Origin of the sequence: Burkholderia sp. LA-2-3-30-S1-D2, from assembly GCF_001523915.2 — a bacterium.
Classification (GTDB): domain Bacteria; phylum Pseudomonadota; class Gammaproteobacteria; order Burkholderiales; family Burkholderiaceae; genus Burkholderia; species Burkholderia diffusa.
The window spans coordinates 971,022-985,462 of the sequence record NZ_CP013383.1 but is presented as its reverse complement, the minus strand read 5'-3'; the positions used below and the strand labels follow the sequence as shown (position 1 = coordinate 985,462).

Genomic DNA, 14,441 nt, shown 5'->3' with positions numbered 1-14,441 from the left:
CATGAGTCGTCATTCTCCAGCACAGTCACATGGCGCGTGGACGTCCGCTCCGCACTAGTGTCCTGTTCCGCTGATTCGCGAGCAAAGTCGATGCAGCTTTTCGAGGATGGAATCGGCTGAGGCGGTCCAGACGAACGGTTTGCAGTTTTCGTTGTAGTGGGAAACGAATTGATCGATTCGCTTGACCAGTTGTTTGACCGAGCCGAACGAGCCTCTACGGATCGCTTTGTCGGTGATCAGCGCAAAGAAGCGTTCGACCTGGTTGAGCCACGAACTGTAGGTGGGAATGAAATGCATATGCCAGCGGGGGCGTGCCGCCAGCCACGCCTTGACCTTCGGATGCTTGTGACTGCCGTAGTTGTCGACGATGCAGTGCACGTCGAGTTCGGCTGGCACGGCCTTGTCGATTTCGCGCAGAAACGACAGGAATTCCTGATGTCGATGACGCGGCTTGCAGGTAGCGAGCACGGCGCCATTGAGCACATTCAGGGCGGCAAACAGCGTCGTGGTGCCATGACGGACGTAATCGTGAGTGACGCCTTCAACGTAGCCGAAACCCATCGGCAGCATGGGTTGCGTGCGCTCGAGCGCCTGACATTGGCTCTTCTCGTCCACGCACAGCACCAGAGCGTTCTCCGGCGGACTGAGGTACAAGCCGACCACATCGCGCAGTTTCTCGATGAAGAACTGATCGGTCGAGAGCTTGAAGCTTTCACTTCGGTGCGGCTGCAGACCCAGCAGTTTGAAGTAACGGTGCACGCTCGTCGGCGAGATGGCGGTTTCGGCGGCAATCGTGCGCACGCTCCAGTGAGTGGATCCATCTGCCGGCTTCGTGTGCAGGGTCTTGTGAATCAGTTGGGCCAGCCGTTCGTCGTCGATGGTGCGTGGCTTGCCGGGACGTACTTCGTCGTAGAGTCCGTTGATTCGCTGATCCAGAAACCGCAGACGCCACTTGCCCACCGTGGCACGCGTGAGTTGCAGGCGTTGCGCGATCGCGCTATTGGGCTCGCCGTCAGCCGCCGCCAGCACGATGCGCGCCCGCGAGACCAGCGCAGCCGAAATCGAGCGAGAGCGCGCTATCGACATCAGTTGCGAACGCTCGTCTTCGCTCAGCACCAGTTCCGCCTTCGGTCGTCCCATCACCATGCTGACGTCTCCCGTTCCGTTGACGTCAACATGCTACGCGAACATAGACCAGTTAACAACGGAACGGGACACTAGCAGGCCGTTGAAATACCCCCGCCGATCCGTCACGATGTAGCGAACCCGATCCCAAGGCACGAAAGCAGCATGCGAGGCACCGACAGCTACAACGAATCCCTGTTCAGTACAGTCAGACTGGAGGAGTTCGTACCGCAAACGCATCCGCTGCGCCCGATCCGGACTTGGATGAACGAGGCGCTGTCGAATATGGATGCCAAGTTCTCGGCGATGTACGAAGCGGACATCAAAGGCGGTCGGCCGAGCATTGCGCCGGAGAAGTTGATGCGGGCGATGCTACTTCAGGTGCTATACAGCATTCGCAGCGAGCGGCAACTGGTCGAGCAGATCTCGTACAACCTTTTGTTCCGTTGGTTCGTCGGCCTGTCGATCGAAGACGCGGTGTGGAATCACTCGGTGTTCAGCAAGAACCGGGATCGACTGATCGAGTTCGACGCAGTGACTGACCTGTTCAACGCGACGGTGGAAACGGCGCATAAACGCGGCTTGCTGTCGGGCGAGCACTTCAGTGTGGACGGCACCTTGATCCATGCGTGGGCCAGCCACAAGAGCATCCGGCGCAAGGATGGCGGGGACGATGATCGTCCGCCTGACAATTGGCATGGCGAATCGCGCAGTAATGAAACGCACGAATCGAAGAGCGACGGTGAGAGCCGGCTCTATCGCAAGAGCAATGCCGCGCCAGCCTTGCCGAGTTACCTGGGCCATGTGCTGACGGATAACCGGCACGGTCTGGTCGTGAACGTTCAGGCCAGCGAGGCGAATGGCCGAGCGGAACGCAAAGTGGCGACGGACATGCTGCGCGATGTGTCGGGTTCGGACGTGCGTATTACGGTGGGCGCAGACAAGGCGTACGACACGCGTGGATTTGTGAAGGCCTGCCGCGAATACAACGTGACGCCGCACGTCGCACGCAACACGAAGCGCACCGGCGGAAGTGCAATCGATGGTCGGACGACGCGGCATCTCGGTTACGCGCTGAGCCAGCGCAAACGGAAATGCATCGAACAGTGCTTCGGCTGGGGCAAACGGATCGGGCCGATCCGGCAGGTGATGGTGAGAGGCTTGGAGAAAGTTGATCAGTTGCTCACGCTGACGATGGCGGCCTACAACCTGACGCGGCTGAGAACGCTGGGATTCGTGCGTCCGCAGGGCGCGTAATGCAGGAAATCTGGCGGGAAATACCTTCGCCGGCCGGGCTCTACCGCTGAACCCGGCGTGACGCAACAAAAATTGCCGAGCCGTTGAGCGAATTCATGTCATTTGCGAGAGTGGTCTGAATCCGGTCGATGGGTATTTCAACGGCCTGCTAGCAAACGGCCATTTGGAGGCAACCCGATCCTCTCAGTTGCCGGGAGTCTTACGCTAGCGCGCAGCAGCCGTCCTTTCAGACGGAAAGCCGCTCGCCGGCGCTGCCAACATACGGCTCAAAACTCGCGCTAGTTTTGTCGGTCTCGAGCGCGCTCAAGCTCGCGCATCAACTTATGCATTTCATGTTGTCGCCCGAGATGCCAGTCGGTCATGATGTTGAAGATTCCTCGCGTCCACGAAAACGGTGCCCACCGGAACGGGGCGACGATACGCGGTTGGCGGGCTCGCAGCCCTTTGATGACGGCCTTGGCGACGTCATCCGGTTGTATCGGTCGCCGCAACGGTGCAGGAAACCCTTTTTCAATCAATTTTGTCGCCAGCGCATTTCCGCCAAAGCCGATCTTGGCAATTGCTGTAGCCACCCAACCCGGATAGAGCACGCTCGCGGTGGACCCGGTGACCTGCCCCCTACAAACAGGGCCAGCCGGAGTCTAGTAAAGTTCGTTTTCGGAGAAGAAGACGGACATGAAGAAGCGCTTTACGGAACAGCAAATCATCGGGTTTCTGAAGGAAGCCGAAGCCGGTATGGCGGTCAAGGAACTGTGCAGGAAGTACGGGTTCAGTGACGCGTCGTTCTACACCTGGCGCGCGAAGTTCGGCGGCATGGAAGTCTCGGAAGCCCGCCGGCTCAAGGACCTCGAGGTGGAGAATGCCCGGCTGAAGAAGCTGCTGGCCGAAGCAATGCTCGATATGGAAGCGTTGAAGGTCGTCGTCAAGGGAAAGCCCTGAGCCCGCAAGCCAAACGCGAAGCAGTGTCGGCGATTCGGGAGAAGGTCAATATCTCCGAGCGCCGCGCCTGCCGGCTTGTCGGGCTTTCTCGCAGCGTGCTGCATTACGACGCGAAGCCGGACCACGAGAATGAGCTGCTAGCGGCGCGTCTGGTGGAATTGGCACACGAACGTCGTCGATTCGGCTACCGTCGACTGCACGCCCTGGTGGAGCGCGAAGGCACGCACGCCAATCACAAGCGCATCTATCGCCTGTACCGTGAGGCAGGGCTGGCTGTGCGGCGCCGTCGCAAGCGCCATGGCGTCATGATTGAGCGCGAGCAACTGGCATTGCCGGGCGCGCCCAACGAGGTGTGGTCAATCGATTTCGTGATGGATGCGCTTTCCAACGGCCGTCGCGTGAAGTGCCTGACCGTCGTCGACGACTTCACGAAAGAGGCTGTCGACATCGTCGTCGACCATGGCATCTCAGGCTTGTATGTCGCTCGGGCATTGGACCGTGCAGCTCGCTTCCGTGGCTATCCCAAGGCGGTGCGAACAGACCAGGGACCCGAATTCACGAGCCGCGCGCTTGACCAGTGGGCATATGCGAACGGCGTCACGCTGAAGTTGATTCAGGCGGGCAAGCCAACGCAAAATGCGTACATCGAATCGTTCAACGGCAAGTTCCGCGACGAATGCCTTAACGAGCACTGGTTCACGACGCTCGCGCACGCTCGGGCTGTCATCGCGGCATGGCGTCAGGACTACAACGAGCAAAGGCCGCACAGCGCACTGAACTACCTTGCGCCGTCAGAGTTTGCGGCGAAACACCGGGCAACCGCGGATGCTCCTGCCGCTTTCCAGGAGCTGGTTTAACAGGACTTTGCTAGAAGCCCATTGGCCCTATTGAAGGGGGCAGGTCACCGGTGCCGCCCAGCTCGGCGCGCAGTGAACGCGCGAGCATCTCGACTCCGGCTTTGGACGCTGCGTAAGGTGCGTTGACCATTCCGTTCACGAACGCATAGACCGAAGCGGTGACCAGGACCTGGCCTCGATTGCGCACGATCTCCGGCAATACAGCCTTGATCGTGCGCCAGACACCGAGCAGGTCGACCTCGACGATTCGCTCGAACTCCTGTTCATCACAGCTGTACACGGTGGCGGGCACATCGTGCCATGAGATGCCAGCATTGGCGAACGCAATGTCGAGGCGACCGAATCTATCGACGGCGTGTTGCACGACCGCCTTGGTGGCGGCAGCATCGGTGACGTCGAGCGCCAAGGCGAGCGTGCGCTCGGCGTCAAACTCCGCGGCGAGGCGGTCCACTGAAGCCTGCGTCACATCGGTTAGAACGAGTCGTGCTCCACATGCATGCAACGCACGCGCGGTCGCGGCACCGATGCCGCCCGCAGCACCCGTGATAAGCACGACTTTTCCCTGAAGATCGTAAGCCACTTTGTACTGTTCCTCTGCTATTGAATTTCCATTGCCGCGCAAACGAGGGGCGATGGATGCCGGGCCATCGGCTCCGCTGATCGTGCGAAGCCGATCGATTCCCGCGGCCACAGGATTGCCATTCATTTCGCCGGAGCGTGCGCGGCCGAATCGTTCCAGCCTGTTGCCGACGCCAGACTGATGGCACGTTCAATGTCCTCGCCGCGAAAGCCGGCGCGTTCGACGAAGCTCCTGAAGAAGCCGGGTGCCTTGGCCACTATCGTGTTCATCTTCGGTACGACGATCATGTCCGCGCGGCGCTCAATGCCTGCCACGATTTCCCGCACGACCTGCTCGCGCGGGATCATCTTCCAGAAGCCTTGATCGTTGCCTCCCCACAATGCCCGGCCGGCAGGATCGGCAACGACATCGTCCATCAGGGGCGTCGGGAAGAACGTCGGATGCGCGCTGCCGACCCCGATTCCCAGATGACGAAGCTCCAGACGGATGCTGTCGCACATCGCCCAGACGCCCGCCTTGCTGGCCGTATAGGACGCCTGTAGCGGTGAATGCACAAACGCGGCCATTGACGAAATCGCCAGCATGTACCCGCGCTGTTGCTGGACGAATGGCAAGCCGGCCCGGAACGTACGCCACACGCCGTTGAGGTTGATGTCGATGACACGATCAAAAGCGGCCGGATCGATGGTGGCCATCGGGGCCATGGTGTCAATGCCCGCGTTTGCGATGACCACATCGATTTGACCGAAGTGATCCGCCGCATTCGCCATTGCGGCTTCCAGGCTTTCGAAATCGCGGACGTCGGCGGTCCAGCCAAGAACGTCGGAAGGGTGGCCGAAGCTGCGAGTTTGCGCCGTGAGCCTGTCTGCCTCCAGATCGAAAAGCGCGAGGCGCGCCCCTCGTGCGTGCAGCGCTTCGGCCAAGGCCGATCCCAGACCGCCGGTGGAACCGGTAATGGCCACCACCTTGTTCGCCAGCTTATAAGTCGACATGCGCGCCTCCTTGCTTCGTTGGAATGTGACGGTGGAGGAATGCCAGCTGGTCGGCGACCACCTGTTCGAAGTCCTTGCCCACATAGATGTCGAAGTGGCCTGCCTGATACGCGCGCACTTCCCCTTTGGGGGCGCGCCTGGCATACCGTTTCGTCGGCCCCGCTGGAGCGACGGAGTCGGCTTCGCAAACGCAAAACAGAATCGGACAGGAAATGTCGCCTGCTTTGCGACCGGGGCGGTGCCGAACGATGTTCAGGCCGAAGCGTGCTGTGACCTGATTGCGAAATGCAGTGCCGTCAGGGACAAGCGCGAGATAGCCATCCAGGGCATCCGGTGCGGTCATCAACGCGGCAGAACCGGGCGGACCCGCCGTCGGCACCATCACCGGTGCCCTGCCGACGAGGGATAGCAGTACATCGCATAGAGCGAGCGCGGTAACCTTGAGCGCGCTACGCCAGTTCAACGCGAACAACGACGCGACCCCGTCCGTGAACGGGCATTGCGCGATGGCAGCGGCAACGGTCCGGTCGCGTGCTGCGGAGAGAATCACATGACCGCCGCCGAAGGATGTTCCCCACAGGACCACCTGATCCGGCTGGAGATTGCTGTGCCCGCGTGCAAAAGCGATCGCACCGGACCAGTCCTCCAGTTGACGATCGATATCGAGCAATTGGCGAGGGGAGCCGTCGCTCGCACCGAAATGTCGATAGTCGAACACGAGGCACGCGTAGCCCTCCGCGCAAAAGCGTTGCGCATAGGCGTCGAGCCGCATTTCCTTGATTCCGCCCAGCCCGTGTGCCATCACGATGACAGGAAACGGGCCCCTCCCCGGAGGCTCGTACAGCCAACCACGGCAATGTTCACCGCGGCCGCCAGCCACGAACTCGACACTTCTCCGCCCGGCCATGTGTCCCTCCAAGGTGTAAAATCGTAGATTGAAATCCAATGTTGGAATGCATTCTATGTTTGTAGTTCGTTCCAATTAATGAGGGAAAACCCCGTATGGAATCCAGAACTCAGCGCCGGGCAGCCGCGACCCGCCTGGCGATCGTGCAAGCCGCCGAGACGTTGCTGACGGAGGGCGGACTGGACGCGGTCACGCCTGAAGCGGTTGCGACCCGGGCGGATGTCGCAGTGCAGACGCTCTATAACCGTGTAGGTGGCCGTTCCGCGTTGCTCATTGCCGTGGCGGAGCGCGCGTTGGAAGAAAACCGCGAGTACATGGACGCGGCCTATGCATCCGATGGCGATGTGGAGACGAAACTACGTTGTGTGGCAGCTGCGTACGCGCGGTTCGCCAAGGAGCGCCCGCACCAATTCCGTATCCTTGTCGAGCCACCGAATGAGCCGGAGGCGCTCGCGCGCATTGCTGCCCTGATCAGACAGCAAAACGCCAAATTGGCCGCATTGATCAGCCGAGGTATCGACGAAGGGTGGGTGCATGCAGACGTCGAGCCGGAACACGCCTCGACGGCGCTGTGGGCAATGATGAATGGCGTTATCAGCCTGATGTGGCGCCCCGATAGCCTTCGACTGGATGTCGATCACATCGACGATCTACTGCGTACCGCGATCTCATTGTTGACCGGCGGTATCAAGAGGCGGGGTGATTGACGCTTTGGGCCCAGGGAACTCCGGCGACTGCAAAAGCGTCAAGCAGTTCTCAACTGGTCTGCCGTCAGGCGGCCTTCCAAGGTGCCCGCACGCCAAGGGCTTCGGCTCGGAAGTTGGGAAATTATCACGAACGCGTGAACCGCAGGTAAGGACCCAACTTCCGCCGGTGTGGACGATGACGGAAATGGCCGTTGTACCTCGCAAGCTGCCGTTGATTCAGGCGGTGTCGAAGGGCTGAATTGTGTCGGCAGCGGTCAATTGCTTTTGACCGCAGCCGGTCAGGAAGAGACACTCGCTACAAGTACGGAGATGGTTGACAATGCTTCGTTCAAGAGTTCGATTGCCACGCGTTCGCACATGACGACCGAATCACTAATCTAGCCCGCCCCGAAATGAGACACTCCCTCGGATATCTGCATGAGATTTGGCTATGCCCCAACGGGCACGGACAATCGCTTCCAGCATGCATTCCATATGGACCAGATGGCGACGCAGCACGTGCGCTTAATGAACCCGGAAGTGAATGGGTCTGGACATTCTGGACGCGTTCACATGCCGAGACTATGGCTGTCTACTATGAATTTGTAGGCTACGGAGAATATAGCGTGCAGGCCGATCTTGATCGGCAACCCTATTCACCCGCTGCGTACGAGCGCCAGTCGGCCTACTTGCTTCGAGACGGCTCACTGAGGGCCTCAAGCTCAGAGGTCCGGCGCTGACCGCCAGTGAACAAATGGCGGATACGATGTTCCGCCAAGGAAGGCCAGAAATACTTCCACGACCTGATCGGCCGTGAACCATTCATCTGAGCGCATCGGAAGGTTGCCCGCTCGGAAGACCAGGATCGTGCCGTCAGGGCGTACAGGCGAAGGTTTGTTATGGAAGGCTCTCCATCGTTGCGCGCCGAATTCAAAGCGCTCGATCATACAGCTGGCGCCGCCGCCGGCTACTTGCACGTAATTGCCTGCATCGTCAGTCAATGACGCATAGGAGAGCCTATCCGAACCTTTGTGTGTGAGGCATAAACTGAAGGCCAAGGAGCCACTTTTATGCCACGCAAACGCAAGGAAGAAGTAACGATTGAGCCGGGCAAGGGCTTGAACCTGGACCCGGAACTGATCAAGCAACTGGTGCCCGGGACGCTGGACCGGGCGACGATCAACGAGCAGCTTGCTGCGCTCAAGAAGGCGATCTTCGAGCGCGCACTGGGCGGCGAGTTGGCCCACCACCTCGGCTACGAGAAGGGCGAAGCCAAGCCGGCCGGCAGCACGAACCATCGCAACGGCACCAGCCGCAAGCGCATCGCGACCGACGACGACCTGCTCGACGTCGAGATTCCGCGCGACCGCGCAGGCACCTTCGATCCGGTGCTGATCGCCAAGGGCGAGCGACGCTTCACCGGCTTCGACGACAAGATCATCGCGATGTACGCACGCGGCATGAGCGTGCGGGAGATTCAGGGCTTCCTGCAGGAGATGTACGGCATCGAAGTGTCGCCGGACTTCATCAGCACGGTCACTGACGCGGTGATCGACGAAGTGCGTGAGTGGCAGCAGCGGCCGCTCGAGCCGATGTACCCGGTCGTGTTCTTCGACGCCTTGCGCGTCAAGATCCGCGACGAAGGCGTGGTGCGCAACAAGGCGATCTATCTGGCGCTGGGCGTGCGCCGCGACGGCACGCGGGACGTTCTGGGCCTCTGGATCGAGCAGACCGAGGGGGCCAAGTTCTGGCTGCGGGTGGTGAACGACCTGAAGCTGCGTGGCGTGCAGGACATCCTGATTGCCGTGGTCGATGGCCTGAAGGGCTTCCCGGAAGCGATCAATACGGTGTTCCCGGAAACGACGGTCCAGACCTGCATCGTGCATCTGATCCGGAACTCGCTGGACTTCGCCAGCTGGAAAGACCGGAAATCGGTCGCAGCGGCGCTCAAGGAGGTCTATCGGGCACCGTCGGCCGAAGCGGCCGCCGTGGCGCTGGATGCATTCGACGCGAGCCCGTGGGGTACGAAATACCCACCGATTGCCGCCCTCTGGCGCCGGGCTTGGGATCAGGTGATTCCGTTCTATGCCTTCGCGCCTGACATCCGGAAAATTGTATATACGACCAACGCCATCGAGTCGCTGCACATGCAGCTTCGGAAGATCATCAAGGCGCGCGGCCACTTCCCGTCGGACGAGGCCGCACTCAAACTGATCTGGCTGGCGCTGCGCAACGTCGTTGCCAAGTGGACCGGCTCCCGGCACGATTGGAAGAGCGCGATGACGCAGTTTGCGCTGCTTTACCCGGAGCGATTCAACATCGGAATCTGAGTCTTAACCCGCCTCACACACAAGATTCCGGATACCTCCGCCGTCGCGCCGGCCTGCGAACCCTGTAGCGCGGCCGGGCGGGACAACGTCGATACGCGGCGATGATAGCAAGCCGAAACCTCAACGTTGCCCCGGTTCGACCGGGGCAAACGCATCGGAACAACCGGCGCGGCGGCAGGTGTACCGGCGCCGCATGGCCCGAACCGGCACCGCCGCACCGCCACATCGCCGAACCGTCGCACCGCCACACCGCCACACCGTCGCACCGTCGCACCGTCACCATGCCGCGCCTAGAAGGATTCGCCGGTTTTTACCCGGCCGTTCTTCCGGATAATGGCCAGCAGCCGCGCCCACGACGGCGCGCCGTCCACCGCGGACCACAACAATCCGGAGACACCCGCCTTGATCGCCACGCTTCCCGTCACCTATCGCCGGCTCTGGCCGCTCGCTGTCGCCGCCGCGCTGCTGTACGGACTGTCGCTCGCCGCCGCGCCTTATCCCGGCCAGGCCGCCGCGAAAGCCGCGATGGGCATCCTGTTGCTCGCGGCCGGCAGCACCTGCGCGGCACAGCGCGAACGCGCGTGGCTGTGCGCGGCGCTCGCCACGGCGGTGCTCGGCGACGTACTGCTCGCGCTGCCCGACTGGCCGCTGTCGTTCGTCCTCGGCCTCGGCGCGTTCCTGCTCACTCATCTGTGTTACTGCACGATCTTCGTGCGCTGGCGCGCGCGGCCGCACGGCTGGCGCATCGCGGCGCTGATCGGGCTCTGGATCGCCGCGCCAGCCTTCTACGTGGCCTTCCTTCCGCACCTGGGCGAGTTGCTCGCGCCGGTCGCCGTCTACATGCTCGTGTTGTGCGCGATGGCGAGCTTCGCGCTCGCGGCCCGCACGCGCGGCCCGCTGGTCGCCGTCGGCAGCCTGATCTTCGTGGGCTCCGACACGCTGATCGGCGTCGGACGCTTCCTCGGCGGCTTTCCCGGCATCGACTACCTGATCTGGGGCCTCTACGCGCTCGCGCAGGTCACGATCGTCGCGGGGGTTTTCCATGAGACGGTCGCCCGCTCGATCCGTCCCCGATAGCGTTTCAAACAGGCCGCCGCGCGCCGGCAGCCCCGCCTCTCGCTTCTCCCGCCCTGCCGACGGCCGTTTCCGCGCATCCCGCAATGCGGAAGCCGTCCCGTTCCAAACCCCGCTCAGCCTTTTCCCGCGCGGCTTCTGGCACTTAGAGCGCCGCTTCTAGCCTCTTGCGGTTTCCTGGCTCACCCACTATCGTTACATCAACCAATGTAACATTAAAAAATGAGCCAAATCGGAGACACCCGGATGAATGCTCGCACGTTGCCTTTCGGCCCGCCCGGCCACGACGGCCTGGACGAAACCATCGACATCGCCATCATCGGCACCGGCTTCGCCGGTCTCGGGATGGCCATCCGCCTGCGGCAGACAGGCGTGACCGACTTCGTCGTCCTCGAGAAGGCCGCGTCGGTCGGCGGCACGTGGCGCGACAACCATTACCCCGGGTGTGCCTGCGACGTGCAATCGCACGTCTATTCATTCTCGTTCGCGCCGAACCCGCGCTGGACGCGCATGTTCGCGCCGCAGCCGGAGATCCGCGCATACCTGGAAGACTGCGTGCAACGCTTCGGCGTCGGCCCTCACCTGCGCCTGAACCACGAACTGCAGCGCGCCGAATACGACGAGGCCGCGCAACGCTGGCGCCTCACGTTCGCGAACGGCAAGCGGCTGTCGGCGCGTGTGCTGGTGTCGGGGATGGGCGGGCTGTCGCGCGCCGCGCTGCCGGCGATTCCCGGCGTCGAGCACTTCAAGGGGCGCGCGTTCCATTCGCAGCAGTGGGATCACGACTACGCGCTCGAAGGCAAGCGCGTCGCGGTGATCGGCACCGGCGCGAGCGCGATCCAGTTCGTGCCGCAGATCGCGCCGCGCGTGAAGCAGCTCGCGCTGTTCCAGCGCACGCCGCCGTGGATCATGCCGAAGCCCGACCGCAACCTGACCGGCTTCGAGAAATGGCTGTTCCGCACGCTGCCGTTCACGCAGAAGGCGGTGCGCAGCAGCATCTACTGGATGCTCGAATCGCGCGTGCTCGGCTTCGCGATCCATCCGTCGCTGATGAAGAACGTGCAGAAGCTCGCGTTGCGCCATATCCGCAAGCAGATTCCCGATCCGGAACTGCGCAAGACCGTCACGCCAAACTACACGCTCGGCTGCAAGCGCGTGCTGATCTCGAACGACTACTACCCGGCGCTGTCGCGCAAGAACGTCGACGTGATCACGACCGGCATCGACCACATCGAAGCCGACGCGGTCGTGACGACCGACGGCAAGCGCCATGAAGTCGACTGCCTGATCTACGGCACGGGCTTCCAGGTCGCCGATCCGTATCCGCGCGGCGCGATCATCGGCCGCGGCGGCCTCGACATCGTCGACGCCTGGCGCGACGGCGCGCACGCGTATCTCGGCACGACGCTGCCGGGCTACCCGAACTTCTTCATGATCGTCGGTCCGAACACCGGCCTCGGCCACAACTCGATGGTGTTCATGATCGAGTCGCAGATCGAATACATCCTCGGCGCGCTGCAGGCGATGCGCCGCGAACGTGCAGACGCGATCGAGGTGCGCCCGCTGGTGGAGGCGCAGTTCAACAGCGACCTGCAGGGCCGGCTCAAGAAGGCGATCTGGTCGACGGGCGGCTGCAAGAGCTGGTACCTCGATCCGCGCACCGGCAAGAACACGACGCTGTGGCCGGGCTTCACCTGGCGCTTCCGCCAGGCGACCGCGCACTTCTCGATCGCCGATTACCACGCGTATCGCGCGCCGCACCACGACACGAGCGCGCGGCCCGTCGTCGCGCCCGCCGCTTCCGCATCCACTTCCGCCGAAGCGGCCTGAGTCAGACAAGGAGCCACCGACATGAGAGATTTCGCCAACAAGGTCGCCGCGATCACGGGCGCAGGCTCGGGCATGGGCCGCTCGCTCGCCGTGCAGCTCGCGCAGGCCGGCTGCCACGTGTCGCTCGCCGACAAGAACGGCGTTGGCCTCGCCGAAACCGAGCGGATCGTCCGTACGATCGCGCCGAACGTGCGCGTGTCGACGCGCGTGCTCGACGTCGGCGACCGCGACGCGATGTTCGCGTGGGCGGACGACACCGCGAAGGAACACGGCAAGGTCAACCTGATCTTCAACAACGCGGGCGTCGCGCTGTCGAGCACGATCGAAGGCATGGAATACGGCGATCTCGAGTGGATCGTGAACATCAACTTCTGGGGCGTCGTGCACGGCACGAAGGCGTTCCTGCCGCACCTGAAGGCATCGGGCGACGGTCACGTGATCAACACGTCGAGCATCTTCGGGATCTTCGCGCAGCCGGGGATGAGCGGCTACAACGCGACCAAGTTCGCGGTGCGCGGCTTCACCGAATCGCTGCGGCAGGAACTCGACATGATGAAGTGCGGCGTGTCGGCCACCTGCGTGCATCCGGGCGGCATCCGCACCAACATCGCGCAATCGAGCCGCGTCGCGAAGAACATGGTCGGCTTCATCGTCGAGAGCGAGCAGCAGGGCAAGGACAGCTTCGAGAAGTTCTTCATCACGACCGCCGACGACGCCGCGCGCACGATCCTCGCCGGCGTGCGCAAGAACAAGCGCCGCGTGCTGATCGGCCGCGACGCGAAGGCCGCGGACTGGATGGCGCGCACCCTGCCGGCCGCGTACCAGGCGCTCGTCGTGCTCGCGACGCGCCGCGAGGCCGCGAAGGCGCGCCGAGCGGCCGCGCGCTACGGCGCGCCGGCGGCCACGCCGCTTCACGCCACCTACAACAATGCAGGCAATCAGGGAGGAGAACAATCATGAAGACCCCGAACATGATGCCGGTGCGGCGCGACGTCCGTTTCGCGCTGCCGCCCGAACGCGCGAAGGACTGGCACGTCCAGGGCGTGCCCGTCACGCACTTCATGAACGCGCTGTCGCTGCTGTTCCCGGCCGGCGAGCGCTTCTTCATGGATTCGGTGCGCAACTACCGCGACCGCATCGAGGATCCGGAGCTGAAGAAGCAGGTGCTCGGCTTCATCGGCCAGGAAGCGATGCACACGCGCGAGCACATCGAGTACAACGACCTGCTGCAGTCGTCCGGCCTGCCCGCGCACAAGCTCGACAAGCGGCTGTGGACGATACTCGGCTTCTTCAAGAAGACGCTGCCGCATTCGATGCAGCTCGCGATCACGATCGCGCTCGAGCACTACACGGCGATCCTCGCGAACCAGCTGCTGTCGGGCCACGAACACCGGATCGACGGATCAGTTGAAGGCTATCAGCAGATGTGGATGTGGCACGCGATGGAGGAAACCGAGCACAAGGCGGTGTCGTACGACGTATGGAACGCCGTGATGAAGCCGGGCCTCGGCAGCTACCTGCTGCGCACGGGCACGATGCTGACGACGACGGTATTGTTCTGGGCGATCGTGTTCGACTTCCACGTTCGCCTGATGCGTGCGCACCGTCGCGAACACGGCAGGTTCGGCGGCATGTGGCGCCTCGTGAAGTATCTGTACAGCCCGAGGCACGGCGTGTTCCCGAGCATCGCCCGCGAATGGCTCGACTACTTCCGTCCGGGCTTCCATCCGTGGGACCACGACAACCATCAGTACCTGCAGGAGCTCGACACGCTGCTCGCGAACATCGACGCGACCAACGCGCGCCATGCCGCGCAGGCCGCCCCGCGCCGCGTGCCGCTGCATCCGGTTCCGCAGGCATGACC

At 62.7% G+C, this 14,441-nt stretch carries 15 protein-coding genes; 8 read left to right on the top strand and 7 right to left on the bottom strand.

Annotated features, from left to right (window positions below; genetic code table 11):
• Window positions 1-54 precede the first annotated feature (54 nt).
• Complete coding sequence (locus WS66_RS04655; RefSeq protein WP_108064618.1) at window positions 55-1,146, bottom strand: IS630 family transposase; 1,092 nt, start codon at window positions 1,144-1,146, stop codon at window positions 55-57.
• Window positions 1,147-1,290: 144 nt separating this feature from the next.
• Here WS66_RS04655 and WS66_RS04650 point away from each other — a divergent pair, with 144 nt between their 5' ends.
• The gene (locus tag WS66_RS04650) at window positions 1,291-2,382 is read left to right on the top strand and encodes an IS5 family transposase (protein ID WP_108064617.1); all 1,092 of its coding nucleotides are present in this window, start codon (window positions 1,291-1,293) and stop codon (window positions 2,380-2,382) included.
• Window positions 2,383-2,660: 278 nt separating this feature from the next.
• Here the strand turns inward: WS66_RS04650 and WS66_RS04645 are convergent, their stop codons facing one another.
• Window positions 2,661-2,972, bottom strand: coding sequence for an oxidoreductase (locus WS66_RS04645; RefSeq protein WP_236872922.1), 312 nt, complete (start codon window positions 2,970-2,972; stop codon window positions 2,661-2,663).
• An 85-nt stretch (window positions 2,973-3,057) separates the two neighbouring features.
• Here WS66_RS04645 and WS66_RS04640 point away from each other — a divergent pair.
• Window positions 3,058-4,178 (top strand): IS3-like element IS407 family transposase gene (locus WS66_RS04640; RefSeq protein ID WP_108064606.1). Its coding sequence is split into 2 segments (ribosomal slippage): window positions 3,058-3,316 and window positions 3,316-4,178, totalling 1,122 coding nucleotides; the frame shifts between segments, so codons are not numbered across the junction.
• Between the two features lie 10 nt (window positions 4,179-4,188).
• Here WS66_RS04640 and WS66_RS04635 read toward each other — a convergent pair.
• Genes WS66_RS04635 through WS66_RS04625 form a run of 3 tightly spaced genes read right to left on the bottom strand, consistent with a single transcriptional unit; the run spans window position 4,189 to window position 6,657 of the window.
• Window positions 4,189-4,884, bottom strand: coding sequence for an SDR family NAD(P)-dependent oxidoreductase (locus WS66_RS04635; protein WP_059600996.1), 696 nt, complete (start codon window positions 4,882-4,884; stop codon window positions 4,189-4,191).
• Window positions 4,881-5,750, bottom strand: coding sequence for an SDR family NAD(P)-dependent oxidoreductase (locus WS66_RS04630; RefSeq protein WP_059600994.1), 870 nt, complete (start codon window positions 5,748-5,750; stop codon window positions 4,881-4,883). Before WS66_RS04630 ends, WS66_RS04635 begins: the two co-directional genes overlap by 4 nt.
• Entirely contained in the window at window positions 5,737-6,657 is a 921-nt protein-coding gene (locus WS66_RS04625; protein WP_059600993.1) for an alpha/beta hydrolase, read from the bottom strand. The genes WS66_RS04630 and WS66_RS04625 overlap by 14 nt, the downstream gene beginning before the upstream one ends.
• A gap of 95 nt (window positions 6,658-6,752) precedes the next feature.
• Here WS66_RS04625 and WS66_RS04620 point away from each other — a divergent pair, with 95 nt between their 5' ends.
• Window positions 6,753-7,364 carry a TetR/AcrR family transcriptional regulator gene (locus tag WS66_RS04620; protein WP_059600991.1) on the top strand — a complete coding sequence of 204 codons (612 nt, stop codon included), beginning with the start codon at window positions 6,753-6,755 and terminating at the stop codon, window positions 7,362-7,364.
• Window positions 7,365-8,065: 701 nt separating this feature from the next.
• Here WS66_RS04620 and WS66_RS04610 read toward each other — a convergent pair.
• Complete coding sequence (locus WS66_RS04610; protein ID WP_236872921.1) at window positions 8,066-8,290, bottom strand: hypothetical protein; 225 nt, start codon at window positions 8,288-8,290, stop codon at window positions 8,066-8,068.
• 123 nt (window positions 8,291-8,413) lie between these two features.
• Here WS66_RS04610 and WS66_RS04605 point away from each other — a divergent pair, with 123 nt between their 5' ends.
• Window positions 8,414-9,673 (top strand): IS256 family transposase, encoded by a 1,260-nt coding sequence (locus WS66_RS04605; RefSeq protein WP_108064616.1) that lies wholly within the window; start codon window positions 8,414-8,416, stop codon window positions 9,671-9,673.
• A gap of 290 nt (window positions 9,674-9,963) precedes the next feature.
• On the opposite strand, the gene WS66_RS34650 is transcribed toward WS66_RS04605, so the two are convergent.
• Window positions 9,964-10,086, bottom strand: a complete 123-nt coding sequence (locus WS66_RS34650; RefSeq protein WP_257792074.1) for a hypothetical protein — start codon at window positions 10,084-10,086, stop codon at window positions 9,964-9,966.
• On the opposite strand from WS66_RS34650, the gene WS66_RS04595 reads away from it, so the two are divergent.
• The 4 genes from WS66_RS04595 (at window position 10,076) to WS66_RS04580 (ending at window position 14,439) form a co-directional block, all read left to right on the top strand.
• Window positions 10,076-10,750, top strand: coding sequence for a lysoplasmalogenase (locus WS66_RS04595; protein ID WP_059608501.1), 675 nt, complete (start codon window positions 10,076-10,078; stop codon window positions 10,748-10,750). The two genes, WS66_RS34650 and WS66_RS04595, sit on opposite strands and share 11 nt — an antisense overlap.
• Window positions 10,751-10,993: 243 nt before the next feature.
• Window positions 10,994-12,577, top strand: coding sequence for a flavin-containing monooxygenase (locus tag WS66_RS04590; RefSeq protein WP_059608441.1), 1,584 nt, complete (start codon window positions 10,994-10,996; stop codon window positions 12,575-12,577).
• 21 nt (window positions 12,578-12,598) lie between these two features.
• Entirely contained in the window at window positions 12,599-13,537 is a 939-nt protein-coding gene (locus WS66_RS04585) for an SDR family NAD(P)-dependent oxidoreductase (RefSeq protein WP_059608442.1), read from the top strand.
• Window positions 13,534-14,439: a metal-dependent hydrolase gene (locus WS66_RS04580; RefSeq protein ID WP_059608443.1), complete on the top strand. Its 906-nt coding sequence runs from the start codon at window positions 13,534-13,536 to the stop codon at window positions 14,437-14,439. The genes WS66_RS04585 and WS66_RS04580 overlap by 4 nt, the downstream gene beginning before the upstream one ends.
• Window positions 14,440-14,441: the final 2 nt, after the last annotated feature.